Source organism: Novosphingobium colocasiae, from assembly GCF_014652555.1.
GTDB classification, from domain to species: domain Bacteria; phylum Pseudomonadota; class Alphaproteobacteria; order Sphingomonadales; family Sphingomonadaceae; genus Novosphingobium; species Novosphingobium colocasiae.
Genome location: NZ_BMZA01000028.1, coordinates 1 through 13,167 on the forward strand (window position 1 = coordinate 1; position 13,167 = coordinate 13,167).

Below are 13,167 nucleotides of genomic sequence, written 5' to 3' on the forward strand. Positions count from 1 at the left end.
CAATCGCTTACGCCACTCCCGCCAACCCTATCACCCGCCTCCGTGAATAAAACAGGCTAACCCCCGGCTGGCTCGCTCGATCTGATGTGCAGTCTGTTGAAACGAAGTCCCGAACGAATGCGCACGTGATCTGCGTGTCGCTGCGGAGAACGGGTAAATCAGGAGGGGCAAGGGGGTTTGAACGTTTGCAAAACAATCCATCAGACCTGCCGAATACCAAATCCTCTTTGCAGAAACGCCGCGTCGCGCTACTGACGGTGCGTCAAGATTCTTAATGCCCACCCGGCTCCAGCCAAGCGAGGCCGGTTGCGCCCGATCGCCCCGTGCTGGGGTGGGGGCCTAAAAAGTAACGATCAGGAGAGTGAGTGGGACGGTGGCAGTGGTTTGGGAACGAACCTGGTTCGGTGAACCGGCCCGCGACTTTAAGCCGCGGGCAAGTAGGCTAGGCCGGGAACATGAGGCCCAGGCCTTCGGCCACGCAGACTGGCCTGTCGTTGCCCTCGGTCTCGACCACGAATTCGTAGGTGACGAGCAGACCTTCCCCCTTCGGTTCAACCGAAAGGATGCGCTCGCGCAAGCGTATGCGCTGGCCGGCTTGCACGATGCCCGTAAAGCGAAGGCGATTCAGCCCGTAGTTCAGGGTCCGCGAGAGACCAGTAACCGACAAGATGTCAACGCTCAACAAGGGGATGAGCGAAAGAATAAGATAGCCATGCGCAATTGTTCCACCCATTTCTCGTTTAGATCTCTCAACATCCGTATGAATCCATTGAAAATCTCCTGTGGCATTGGCAAAATGGTCGATCCTGTCTTGGTCCACGAGAAGCCAGTCAGAAGTTCCGACGTCCTGGCCAGCCAGTTTGTGAAGTTCTTCTATAGCGACGTATTGCATCCACCTCTCCTGTGCTGCGAGGCTAAGTGGCACCGTAACGGGAAAGGTACAAGGGCGAGAGTCAGTCGATAACAAAGTGGGCCCATTTGGTGCGCAGGACTTTTCCTGCTGCCATGGACGACTAGCAGCGCTCGCACGAGGCTGAAGATGTGAGGGAGTGGGATGGCGGTTACGAGCCGAAAAGTGCAATATGGACGTGGGTATCGCCTCGCGGTTGCGATCTTCGTCGCCGTGTCCGGTCTAGTCGTCGGACTCGGCAACGCTCGGCTCATTGCGGCGGGCGGATCTCCTTATTATGTGATCGCGGGGCTGGCACTGCTTGTGTCGTCGTTACACCTCGCACGAGTGAAATGGCATGGCGCCATGCTTAACACCCTCGTCGTTCTCGCCACACTGGTCTGGGCGTTGTGGGAAGTGGGCACAAATGATTGGGCACTCATTTCTAGTATTGCGCCGCCGATTCTATTGCTCATCGTTCTGACAACAGTACCCTTCTTGAATACGAGAAAGCGGCCGGGCTTGGATGGCTTCTTGCCGCGCTTGCGGTGGCCATGGCTGCGGGCGGCCGGTCTCTGCGTGCTGGCCACGTTCGGCCTATTGCTCACGCCGGTCGCCCCGCCGGCGGGGATGGCGATTCCAAAGACCTATCGCACGGCAACTGGCCGTCATTTCATTGGCATCATGGCAGGTAGCAACTCAAACACGACGGGGACCGCTGGCGACAGCCTCGGTGCTTTCGCCTTGCCTGACCGAAAGGCGGAGAAATGACGCAGATAGCGCAGACTTTCTGCCGGTTGTGCGCGGCCTATTGCCCCATTGAGGTCGAACTTGCCAACGGGCGACCGGTGAAGGTCATGGGTGACCGCTCGGCGCCACTTTATGGCGGCTACACCTGCGTCAAGGGTCGCGCCTTGCCCAAGATCCATTTGAACCCGTCGCGACTCCGGTATAGCGTCAAGCGAGACGCGAGCGGCGAGCATCGGCCGATCGCGACAGCTCGCGCAATCGATGAGATTGCCGACAAGATTTCGGACATCATCGCGCGGCATGGGCCACGCTCGGTTGCGCTGTATCTGGGCAACCCCACTCTGATGTACCCCGGCACCGCAGCTGTCGGCGTGGCTTTCATGACGGCGATCGGCTCGCCGATGCTGTTTTCGTCACAATCGATCGATCAACCCGGCTTGGTGGTTTCCCAAGCTCTTCACGGCTCATGGCATGCGGGGCGGATTGCAGCGGCAGACGCGGACGCCTTCCTGATCGCCGGCGGCAATCCGGTCATCTCCAAACAATATCTGTCGCAGAACCCGGCCCGGAAACTGAAGGACCGGGTAAATGATGGCGTCAAACTGATCGTGATTGATCCGCGCCGTACGGAAACGGCGCGGCGCGCTCACGTCCACCTGCAGGTCAAGCCTGGCGAAGACGCAGTCGTGTTAGCGGGGTTAGTGCGGCTGTTGATCGAAAACGGCAAGATCGACGAAAGCTTCGTGGCCGAAAATGTTGTCGGCCTAGCGGATCTCGCGAGGGCGCTGCGGCCCTTCACCCCTGAAGCTGTCGCGGCGCGAGCCAGCATCGACGCAGAACAGCTGCGCGAGGCTGCCGCAATCCTCGGCAACGCGCGCAGGGCCTATATCGGTGGCGGAACCGGCATCAGCATGAGCGGCCATGGCAATCTGTCCTTCTACCTTCTGCTGTGCCTGCAATCCATCCGGGGCTTCTGGCCACGAGCCGGCGATGATGTCGCGGGGCCCAGCGTGCTGATGCCGCCGGTCGAGCGCAAAGCGCAGCCGGTCGGCCCCACTCCGGCGAATTTTGGCGAGACGCTACGGGTCCGCGGGTTGCGCCAATCGAATGCAGGCATGCCCACCGGCGGTCTGCCTGAGGAGATATTGACGCCGGGCGAAGGGCAGGTCCGTGCCTTGATCTGCCTCGGCAACCCGCTGGCCTGCTGGCCAGATTCGGAACTTGCTCTGCGGGCCATGGGCAGCCTTGAGTTGCTGATCACGCCGAATGTGGAAATTTCGGCCACGTCGAAGCTGGCGCATTATGTCATCGCGACACGTCATGTCCTCGAGACGCCGGCGACGACCCAGTTCATCGAGGGAGCCAAGATGATCCATTATGGCTACGGCTGGGACGCGCCTTATGCACAATATACGCCAGCATTGCTCGAACCGCCAGCCGGATCCGACCTGGTTGAGGATTGGCAAATTTTCTACCGCATCGCGAAGCGCATGAACGTGCCGCTTGCTTTCTGCAGCGGAACCGGGCTGAGCATGAGCAAGGACGGAGCGGCTCAGCGGGATATCGACATGGATGTCGAGCCTACGACCGAGCAGCTATTCGACATCATCTGCGCGAACTCGGCAGTTCCGCTAGCCGAAGTAAGGTCGCACCTGAGTGGCAAGATCTACGAAGAAGCGCAGCGCGAAATAGCCCCCCGTAACCCTGATTGCGAAGATCGGCTGGATGTGGCGAATCCCGACATGCTGGACCAGCTGGCGAGTATCGCCGACGATTTAGGCGCGGCGCCATGCTCCAACGATTTTCCGTTCATGTTGATCCCGCGCCGCGCCGACGATGTGGTAAATTCGACATTCCGCTACGTTCCTGGGATGCACAAGACCGCCTATAATCCGGCGTTTTTGCATCCGGACGACATGAGCGCAATTCATGTTGAAGGCGGACAGCTAATCGAGATCAGCTCGCGCTATGGCTCGGTCATCGGCGTCGCCGAGGCGGATCGCGACCTACGGCGCGGTGTGCTTTCGATGACTCACGGATTCGGCGCACGGCCCGGAGATCCGGATGACCCGCGCTCGTCCGGAACGAACATTAACCGGCTTCTGCGCCTCGACAGAGATTTTGATCGGATTACCGGCATGCCGCGGATGAGCGCTGTGCCCGTCGCCATCAAGGCGATCGGCGTCGCTTAAAGAAAGGGTGACCAGAATGAAGGGAAACACAGTGTTTGATACTTCGGTGATTATCGCGGGCGGCGGCCCGGTGGGCATGACTTTGGCGCTCGAACTGGCGAAGCATAAGGTGCATTGCGTCCTGCTCGAACGTAACCCCACGACGACCAGGCATCCCAAGATGGATTTGACGAACGGGCGGAGTATGGAACTCTTCCGGCAGCTTGGCATCGTCGACGAACTGCGCGCCGTTGGCGTCCCGCCGGATCAGCCGCTCGATATTGTCTGGGGAACCAGCCTTGCCGGGCATATGCTCCATCGCTTTGAGTATCCCACACCAAATGAGAAGCGCGAGGAGGCGCGCGCCGCGAATGACGGCACGCACACAACCGAGCCGAGCATGCGTATTTCACAGATTATTCTCGAGCCGGTGCTAAAGGCGGCCAATGATAAGAGCGAGTATGTCGATGTTCGCTTCGGCTGGGCCTATCAGGGGTTGGCGCAGGATGAAGACGGCGTGACTGTCACGATCGCCAACACGTCGACCGGAGAGCGTCAGACCCTGCGCGCGCCGTTCTTGGCCGGCTGCGATGGGGGCGGGAGCAAAGTTCGCGCGGCTCTGGGAATCGAACTTCAGGGCCAGCCAGCTATGGCACGCGCTTATATGGTGCATTTCCGGTCTGAAGATCATGAAGTGCTCTCGCGCTTCGGGCGCCGCCATGCGGCCTATCATTTCCAAAGTGGTCGAGGCTCGCTGATCGCGCAGAACGGCAAGGATATGTGGACCGTCCAGTCGGTACTTGCTCCGGACACCGATGAGTCAAAGCTGGATCCGGCCGCCTGGCTGCGCTATTTCGTTGGCGAGGATTTCGATTTCGAGATCCTGGTCGCCAACCCATGGTCAGCGCATCAAGTGGTTGCGGACAGCTATCGCTCCGGTCGTGTCCTCCTGGCGGGCGATGCGGTCCATCAGGTGATCCCAACCGGCGGCTACGGCATGAACACCGGCATCGGCGATGCCGTTGCGCTGGGCTGGCAATTAGCGTCGGTGATCAACGGCTGGGCCGGAGCATCCATGCTGGACGCATACGAAATCGAGCGGCGGCAGATTGCGCTCCAGAACCGGGAAGCGGCACAGCGCCATGCCGAAGTGCGCTTCGCAATCACGATGAAATTCATCGAGGTCGAAGAAGCCGGCGATCTCGACGCGCCGGAGGCCGCTACGCGACGGGCGGAACTGGGCAAGGTGATCGCGGATCTCGGAAATGCGGAGAACGAGTCGTGGGGCATCGAACATGGCTATCGCTACGGGTGCTCACCGGTAATCTGCTATGAGCCCGGTGAGGCACCCGCGTTCGATCCGCTTTACTGTATGCCGACCACCACACCCGGCGCGCGGCTGCCGAGCTTTGCGCTGGAGGACGGCGTCTTGCTGTACGACGAGCTTGGGCCCGAGTTCACCCTTCTCCTTGTCGGCGAGGCAACCGATGGTGCCTTTTCGGACGCTGCCGCAGCGGCGGGACTACCAGTCAAGACGGTGCGCCTGCCGGAGACTGATCTGACGCGGAAATTGCTCGAGCGCAAAATCGTGCTGGTACGGCCCGACCAGCATGTTGCCTGGCGCGGGGACAATGCGCCGGGCGACTGGGCTGACGTTCTGCGGATCGTTACTGGCCGGAATGCGACCACGGGCGCAGAGCGCCCGGCCGGGCAAATCGGCTGAGAGACATATTGCTGGCGGGGAAGGTAGGTCCCTTCGCGTCAGCCGTTAAGGATGGACGACATGAGTCGAGATGACCCCAAGAAAGTCACGTTTCAAGCGGATTTGCGCGAACTGCTGGTTGGACGTGCGCGCGCGTTGAAACCTCTATTGGCTCAGCACGCGGCCGAGCACGAACGGCGTGGGGAATTGGTGCCGGAAGTGGTCGCTGCCCTTGATGAGGCCGGCCTGTTCAATATGTCAGTCCCTCGTCGATGGGGGGGCTGGTGCTGCCCATCCTTCGTCATGGCCGACGTGGCCGCGGAGTTGGCGAAAGGCTGCCCATCCTCCGCTTGGGTCGTGTCGATCTGCAACTCAAACGCTTGGCTGGCGTCGACTCTTTCTGACGACATGCAGGCCCGACTTTTCCGCGACGGCATTCCTCGGATGTGCGGCCCCTCCAACGGTATCGGTCAGATCGAGCAGCGCGGCGAAAGCTATGTCGTGAGCGGCCGATGGGCCTATGGATCGGCGTCGCATCATGCCGACTGGGCTTTGGTGCCTTCGCAATTTGCCGATGGCCGGATTTGCATGACGGCGTTGCCGATGTCGCAGGTGAAGATCGAAGCGACATGGGACGTCGCGGGCATGAAGGGAACCGGCTCGGACACGGTCGTGGCGGTCGATGTCGAACTCCAGCCTGACCAAGTTTGTGAGCTGTCGGCTGTCTCGGTGACGCGCAATTCCGGAGAGAGCCGCTTCGAGCGTGAAGCCACAGATTTCTGGGTGGTTTTCGCCTTGTTGAGAGCCAAGGCGCTGGGAGTTTTACTTGGTGCCGCCGAGGGCCTGCTTGAGGCCGTCCTGACGGGACGTGACAAACCGATCATCTACTATACGTTCCCCCGGCGCGGCGATTCCGCGATATGGCAGGCTGAATATGGAAAGGCTGCGGCGCATATTGGCATTGCGCGTTCGATCATCGAAAAGCACAACCTTTACAACGACGCTGCGGCAGAACGAATGCATATATTGACCTATGAAGAGCGCTCGCGCTGCCGAGGTGAATGCGCTGCGGTCGCGGACATGCTCGTCGAAACCGTCGAGCGGCTAATGAACCTCGCAGGATCCTCGGCATATAGTTCCGCTAATCCGATTCAGCGCTACTGGCGCGATTTCAGCATCGGGATGCGCCACATCATCTTTAATAGTGCGCTCGGCTATGAAGTTTATGGCAAGCAGTTGATCGGCGTCGAACCCAATATCGTCCTATCAGAACATGTTTGATTCCGGACGGTGCATCAGCGGACGATTTTTCGGAGCAGCGATGGGTCGCTGGACCATGGTAAAAGTGTTCCGCAATTGGCTGCGTTTTAGGGGACCGACGCTCTTGAGGCACCCCCCGGCAAGGGCGTCGCATTGGGTGGAGGGTTCCCGTGCGTATCGTAGATGCCGCGACCGACGCGCTGGGATTACCCCGCCTGGATGGAGTTTCGGCCTTTTCCGAGACAATCGCTCAGAGCAAGACCGTAACGGCTGCGCTGACTCGGGCCAGCACCGCGATGTTACAGTAAAAGCTGGAGGCGAGGACGATCGGCTTTCTCGAAATCGGGAACACTCTTGCGCTGCAAGGTGGCGCATGCGCGTGTCGCTCGCCGTCGCTGGCCCGCAACTATAGGCAAGGCGGTTGGAGAAATGGCAATGGCGGGTGGAGTGATCGCAACTGTAGTACTGGAGTTCAAGCTAGGTGAGGCTGATCTCCACCTCGCGAACATGCCAGCAATGCTTGAGGAAACACGAGCATTCGCGGGTTTTCGTGACATTCGCGTGTTTCGGGATGAAACCAATCGCGATCGGCTGATGTTGCTGGAGGAGTGGGAATCCGTCGGCCATTACCGCGCCTATGTTGCATGGCGCACTGAAACAGGAGCGATGGACAGCGTGGGGGCGATGCTGGCGGCGGCACCTATCATCGATATTTGGCCGGAGCGAATGCTATGAACTTGATTTCACCGCAGCGCGCTCCGCCTTAGCTGATTGAATTCGGTAACCGGCCGTTGGATCTTGGGATTGGTCTGAAACCCTCGTCGGATTCGATGCCACACAGATGCGGCAAAGCCGAAGAATGCCGGACGATAATTCCTATTGGGTTTTGGCCAAATGGCTGACGGAACAATGACGGGACAAGGCATGAAATCAATCGGGTACTGCATTGGTCTTTGGGCAAAGCAGAAGGTTTCATCGATAGCCATCCAGGACGAGCGCCGTTCGATCAGTTGGGAGGCGCTGGATCGCCGAACAAACCGCTTGGCACGCGCCTACGCGCAGCGCGGCGTAAGCGAGGGTGACTTCGTCGTGGTGGCACTGCCCAATAGCGTCGACTTCTACGAGGCCGCGATCGCAGCCTGGAAGCTCGGCGCGACGCCGCTACCCCTATCCGTTAAGATGCCCGAAATCGAACGCGGCGCGATCCTCGAGCTCGTTCAGCCGAAGTTGGTGATCGGCCTGGACGCCGGTGATAATTCGGCTTGGTCGGGTTCGGGGTTCGATCCCAGCCAGAGTTTCTCCGAGATGCCATTGCCCGACCGGCCTCCCAAGAGTTGGAAGGCCGTGGCCTCGGGCGGATCGACGGGGCGGCCTAAGATCATCGTCTCGAAAGACCCGGGTTGTTTCGATCCTATGACGCCAGCTTTCGGCATGATGCCCGACGATGTGCACCTCGTCGCCGGCCCGCTTTATCACAACGCCGCATTCATGTTCTCGGCTCGAGCATTGTTCTGCGGCAATCGGCTGGTCATCATGCGCAAGTTCGATGCCGAATATGCACTCGAGATCATTGCTGAGGAGCGCGTTAACTACACGGTGCTGGTCCCCACAATGATGCAGCGAATCTGGAAACTCGGCGACGAAGCGCGCGCGGGGTATGACATTTCTAGCCTCCGGAATATTCTTCATACGGGAGCGGCATGCCCGCCTTGGCTGAAGCAAGGCTGGATCGAATGGCTCGGCGCCGACGGCGTGCTGGAGGTCTACGGCGGTACCGAAGGCTGTGGCGCTTGCTGGATAACGGGCTCCGAATGGCTGCAGAAGCCCGGTTCAGTCGGTCGTGCCTTGGCGGGGTTCAGGGTCCGTGTGACGGATTCCGAGGGGAACGACCTGCCTGCCGGCGAAGTCGGTGATATCTACATGATGCCCGAGGCCGGTGCGGGCACCAGCTATTATTATATCGGCGGGACACCTAATCGGACACCTGACGGCTGGGAATCGATCGGCGATCTCGGGTCCGTGGACGCGGACGGCTATATATTCTTGTCCGATCGCCGCACCGACTTGATCATTTCGGGAGGGGCCAACGTCTATCCCGCTGAGGTCGAGGCGATCATAGACGGTTTCCCCGGAGTTCGCTCCAACGCAGTCATCGGCCTGCCCGACGACGATTTGGGTGCACGCGTGCATGCGATCGTTGACGCGCCCGCAGGCATCGACAAAGCCGAGCTTCTTGCGCATCTAGAGAGATTCCTGGTCCGCTACAAGGTGCCGCGAAGCATTGAATTCGTCGATGCCTCACTGCGCGACGATGCCGGAAAGGTAAGGCGCAGCGCGCTCCGCCTAGAGCGGATCGCTCAAAGCACTAGGCAGGTTGCGAGCTCCTGAATGACTGACCGGCCTCCGGCCGGTCAGTCATTCAGATTCAAGTGAATAGATTACTTGAGACGGATTAAGCGCTTGCCGATGTTCTCGCCACGATATACCGCGGCGATAGCGTCGGGACAGGCTTCGATCCCATCGACGATATCCTCTCGAGATCGAAGAGTGCCCGCGCGATGCCATATGCGAAGCTGATCGATGGCAGCTTCTACCTTTTCTTCATGATCGAAAATTACAAAGTCTTCCATGCGAGCGCGCCTGACTAGCAATTGGCGCTCGCGCCGCGGTCCTTCGGGCCACGGATCCCATCGATCGATCGCCGCGGTTCCGCAGACGATCACACGCGCGCGCAAGGCGAGGTGCCGGTTAACGACATCGCTGATCGTCCCGCACGTATTGTCGAAATACACGTTTACACCGTCGACGCAGAGATCTGCGAGGTCAGCCGTCCAATCGGAGGCCTGGTAGTCGAGCGCGTGATCATAACCGAAATCAGTCCGGCAGGCTTCGACTTTCGCGGGCCCGCCGGTCAAGCCGATTGTTCGGCAACCGAGGATATGCGCAATCTGTCCCGCAGCCGATCCCACGCTGCCAGCTGCTGTGGAAACGACGACGGTTTCGCCAGCCAGCGGCTGACCAATCGTCGTGAGCGCGAGATAGGCGGTTGCGCCCGAGTACCCGAGCAGGCCGAGCGACAGCGAAAGTTCCGTCTCCGAAATTTTGCGGAGCACCGCCGCTGTACCCACTACTGCGTAATTTTGCCAGCCGAACCATCCCAGTACCGCGTCTCCCGGCTGGAAGGCCGGATGCCGTGACTCGACAACATAGCCTGTCGCCACCGCCCGCATTACGCTGCCGAGGGCAACTTGCTCGGAATAATTTGGCGCGTCGGCGATCCAGCCGCGCATCGCGGGATCGACCGAGAGAAACGCATTTTTTACAAGGATCTGGCCATCGTCGAGCGGCTTGATCGCAACCTCACTCAACATGAAGTTATCAGCCGTTGCTATGCCCGATGGCCGCGAAACCAACCGAACCTGTCGATTCATCATCCGGTTTGCGAACTGAATTGGCCGGTTCCGGTTGTGGGAACGCGTGGGACGAACTTTACCGGCAGCCGCTGATAACCCCGGAACATCGCCAGTCGAACGAGCGGCGGAGCAGCTTCCAACACCTTGATCTCAAACCGCTGGAAAGCTCTGGTGAAGAATTCCTGCAGCTCCATCTTTGCGAGCAGGTGGCCTATGCAATGATGCGCGCCATATCCGAAGGCCATCGTTTCGCGGATTTTGCGTTTAGGGTCGATCTGAAGCGGGTTTTCGTAAACATCGACGTCCACATTGGCCGCTGCGAGCATCATATAGACGACGTCATTCTTCCGTATTAGCTGTCCGCCGTATTCGAAATCTTCCGCGGCAACGCGATGCATCAAGCGCACAAGGCCGGGATACCGCATCAGTTCGTCAACAAGTTGGGGCGTGGCTTCAGGCTGGTCCCGTAACAAGGACTGAAGGTCGGGCCGATTGCAGATCTCCAACAGCCCGACTCCGAGCATGTGCGCAGTGGTTTCCGATCCGGCATCAAGGATCGAAAAGCAGGCGGCGAGCAATTCGTCATGGTTCAAACGATCGTCGACATCACGCGCTTGCACCAGTTGCGAGAGGAGATCTCCTGTCGGATTCGCCTCCCTCTCCTCGATCAACGTGGAGAACGTGTCGCGGAGATATGTGGCCGCATGCTCGAACTCTTCCATTTCCTCGGTCGTGCGCGCTCCACCCGACAAGACTGTCTGCATGGCGGTCGCCGCGCGGAAGAATGCTTCCGTGTCGCCGCTCCGCACGCCGAGAACGCGCTGGACCATGCTGCAGGGCAGGCGTTCGGCGATCAGTTTGACAAAGTCGAATTCCCGCGTAGCCTCAGCCTGATCGAGAAAGTCCTCGATCAACTGCTGGGCGTGCAGACGGAAGGTTTCGATGACGCTCTTGCTGAACGCCTTGACCATGAGGTTCCGGATTCGGCGGTGTTCGGTGCCATCGAAGAAGGCGAACTGCAGACGAGCATATTTGCATCCGATGGGATATCGCTCCTCCACATCGGGGATACCTTTGCTCAACATGCCCATGAGCATATCCGCCCGGCGGGCGGAAAAACGGGAATCGGTATGGGCGATTTTCACGTCGGCATGCCGCGTTAGAATCCACGCTTGCTGCGTTTCGCTCCAAAAGACCGGCGCCTTTGCCGCGAGCTTCTGCAGATGCGGCCAAGGCGTTTTCAGAAATTCGTCCGACAGGAAATCGATGTCAAGCCGATCGCTCTCGACCGGTGCCGTGCGCTCGAACTGCTCCACACCCATCCCGCATTTCTCCCTAAATGCGCCATCGTTCACAGCCATCCGGATTTTGGATAACCACATCGCACATCCTGACGCTTGTCTGCGCTTTAAGACATGTTGTCGAGATTTTGACTGTTGGTCAAGACGTCATTATCGACTCGAAGCGGCGCCAGGTCACGGTATCCAGTCAGACCGCCGCATTACGTGTCCTTGAAAGCTTGGGCGTGTTGCCAGAAGGTCATTGCCGCCGGGCGCTGCGCGTGTCGGCTTCGCAGAAGAACCAAGGCGGTGACAACCTGCAGCTCTTCCGCTGGCCGGCTGACCAACGGTTTGAGCCACGGCAGGTCCGGTTTCGAAAACCATCCGAGGTTTATGGCAGGCACGCCTAACAGGGCGCCATGTCGCATCGTGCTCGCGGCATCGCCTTCCGGCGGGTGCTTTAGAATCGCCCCCGCTCGTTCGAGCTTGCGGGCAAGCCCCTCTGCCAACGTGATACCGTGATTACGATCGACTATACAGACCTCACGCTTTTTCAGGCCGCCGACAGGAATGCGTTGCTCGCGTGCAAGGGGATCGTCTTCCGTCAGAAGAAGCTCGACCCTGCGCTCGCGCAATATGATCCGCTCAAAGTCTTTGGTACCCTGCTCGACTGCCGACCGCTCCCCATCCTCCCCCCGCAATTCGATAGTGAGCGCAAGATCCACGGTCTGCCTATCTAAATCCGCTGCGATCTGTGAATGTCGCCGGCCGATGACGCGCAAGGCGATGGGCGGATGAGCAACGATGAAGCGGTCGATCAGTTCCTGCCGGTCGCGGATCGCCCCTGTGTGATGTGCTGCGCCGATGCGGAGCTGGTTCGTGCTAATGTCCTGCGCCGCCTGCCGCAGCCAATCCGACTCCATGATTATGCGCCGGGCATTTCCAAGGAACAGCAGACCTTCCGCCGAAAGTTCGACTTTTCGGCTGGTCCTAATGAACAGATTGAAACCGAGCCGGCGTTCTAACTCCTTGATTTGGGCCGATAGCGATGGTTGCGACATGTTGAGACTTACCGCCGCACGGCTGAAGGTGCCCAGTTCAGCCACCGCCACGAAACAGCGAAAGGGCTTCGCGTGCAGATCCATTTTACTCCTCCAGCCGTCAGTCGCCTTGCTGTTCCCCTAAACGCCAGCAGTAATTGCGTCGATGTACAATATTCCGGTTCGGCAAGCACCGTGCCCGTCGGTAGTATTGCCCGTCGTCGTTGCAGACTGTACGCGTGCGCTCTTTTCGACGCGAGCATACGCCCTGACGGATGATTGATGTCGAAGAGACCAACGCTAGTGCGCGGGTATTTCGATTCGCAGATCTTGCCTGGCGGAGATCCTTACGTGGCATTTGCCGACGACAAGTCGCAACCCCTGTCAAAGTGTCTCTCGGGGGACAAAGGACTGGAAAAGACACCCTCTACAAATTGAGCGTGAATCTCGGAGAAAGGTTGCAGCTGGTCGAGTGGGGCAAAATCCATGGAATCACGCCGAGGGAAACAGGGTAGCTGTCGAAGGCTAAGCCGCATCGATTTCCGCAATGGTGAAATCTGCAGCGCCAGATATGACTTTCTCTTCGCCGTCGAGGACCTAACCCGGGTTATTCACGAGCCCGCCGCTCTGGTGTGTCCCGAGCTCGATCGGTGTTTGGCGGC

At 59.4% G+C, this 13,167-nt stretch carries 11 protein-coding genes; 7 read left to right on the forward strand and 4 right to left on the reverse strand.

Annotation, left to right across the window (positions count from 1 at the left end):
- Positions 1-442: 442 nt before the first annotated feature.
- The gene (locus IE122_RS17230; protein ID WP_189622487.1) at positions 443-892 is read right to left on the reverse strand and encodes a MaoC family dehydratase; all 450 of its coding nucleotides are present in this window, start codon (positions 890-892) and stop codon (positions 443-445) included.
- A 162-nt stretch (positions 893-1,054) separates the two neighbouring features.
- Between IE122_RS17230 and IE122_RS17235 the strand changes: the two genes are divergently transcribed.
- The 7 genes from IE122_RS17235 (at position 1,055) to IE122_RS17265 (ending at position 9,160) form a co-directional block, all read left to right on the forward strand.
- The gene (locus IE122_RS17235) at positions 1,055-1,660 is read left to right on the forward strand and encodes a hypothetical protein (protein ID WP_189622488.1); all 606 of its coding nucleotides are present in this window, start codon (positions 1,055-1,057) and stop codon (positions 1,658-1,660) included.
- The gene (locus IE122_RS17240; protein WP_189622489.1) at positions 1,657-3,831 is read left to right on the forward strand and encodes a molybdopterin-containing oxidoreductase family protein; all 2,175 of its coding nucleotides are present in this window, start codon (positions 1,657-1,659) and stop codon (positions 3,829-3,831) included. The genes IE122_RS17235 and IE122_RS17240 overlap by 4 nt, the downstream gene beginning before the upstream one ends.
- 16 nt (positions 3,832-3,847) lie before the next feature.
- Positions 3,848-5,533 (forward strand): FAD-dependent monooxygenase, encoded by a 1,686-nt coding sequence (locus tag IE122_RS17245; RefSeq protein ID WP_189622496.1) that lies wholly within the window; start codon positions 3,848-3,850, stop codon positions 5,531-5,533.
- Between the two features lie 60 nt (positions 5,534-5,593).
- On the forward strand, positions 5,594-6,793 hold the full coding sequence (locus tag IE122_RS17250) for an acyl-CoA dehydrogenase family protein (protein ID WP_189622490.1): 1,200 nt from the start codon (positions 5,594-5,596) through the stop codon (positions 6,791-6,793).
- Between the two features lie 131 nt (positions 6,794-6,924).
- A complete protein-coding gene (locus tag IE122_RS18590; RefSeq protein ID WP_373299154.1) occupies positions 6,925-7,080 on the forward strand; it encodes a heme-binding protein in 156 nt (51 codons plus the stop codon).
- 121 nt (positions 7,081-7,201) lie between these two features.
- The gene (locus IE122_RS17260) at positions 7,202-7,507 is read left to right on the forward strand and encodes a putative quinol monooxygenase (RefSeq protein WP_189622492.1); all 306 of its coding nucleotides are present in this window, start codon (positions 7,202-7,204) and stop codon (positions 7,505-7,507) included.
- 159 nt (positions 7,508-7,666) lie between these two features.
- On the forward strand, positions 7,667-9,160 hold the full coding sequence (locus IE122_RS17265; protein ID WP_229814357.1) for an AMP-binding protein: 1,494 nt from the start codon (positions 7,667-7,669) through the stop codon (positions 9,158-9,160).
- Between the two features lie 50 nt (positions 9,161-9,210).
- On the opposite strand, the gene IE122_RS17270 is transcribed toward IE122_RS17265, so the two are convergent.
- The 3 genes from IE122_RS17270 to IE122_RS17280 all read right to left on the reverse strand — a co-directional run bounded on the left by IE122_RS17270 (position 9,211) and on the right by IE122_RS17280 (position 12,610).
- A complete protein-coding gene (locus IE122_RS17270; protein WP_189622493.1) occupies positions 9,211-10,206 on the reverse strand; it encodes an NADP-dependent oxidoreductase in 996 nt (331 codons plus the stop codon).
- Positions 10,203-11,567, reverse strand: coding sequence for a cytochrome P450 (locus tag IE122_RS17275; RefSeq protein ID WP_189622494.1), 1,365 nt, complete (start codon positions 11,565-11,567; stop codon positions 10,203-10,205). Before IE122_RS17275 ends, IE122_RS17270 begins: the two co-directional genes overlap by 4 nt.
- Before the next feature lie 119 nt (positions 11,568-11,686).
- A complete protein-coding gene (locus IE122_RS17280; RefSeq protein WP_189622495.1) occupies positions 11,687-12,610 on the reverse strand; it encodes a LysR family transcriptional regulator in 924 nt (307 codons plus the stop codon).
- Between the last annotated feature and the right edge of the window lie 557 nt (positions 12,611-13,167).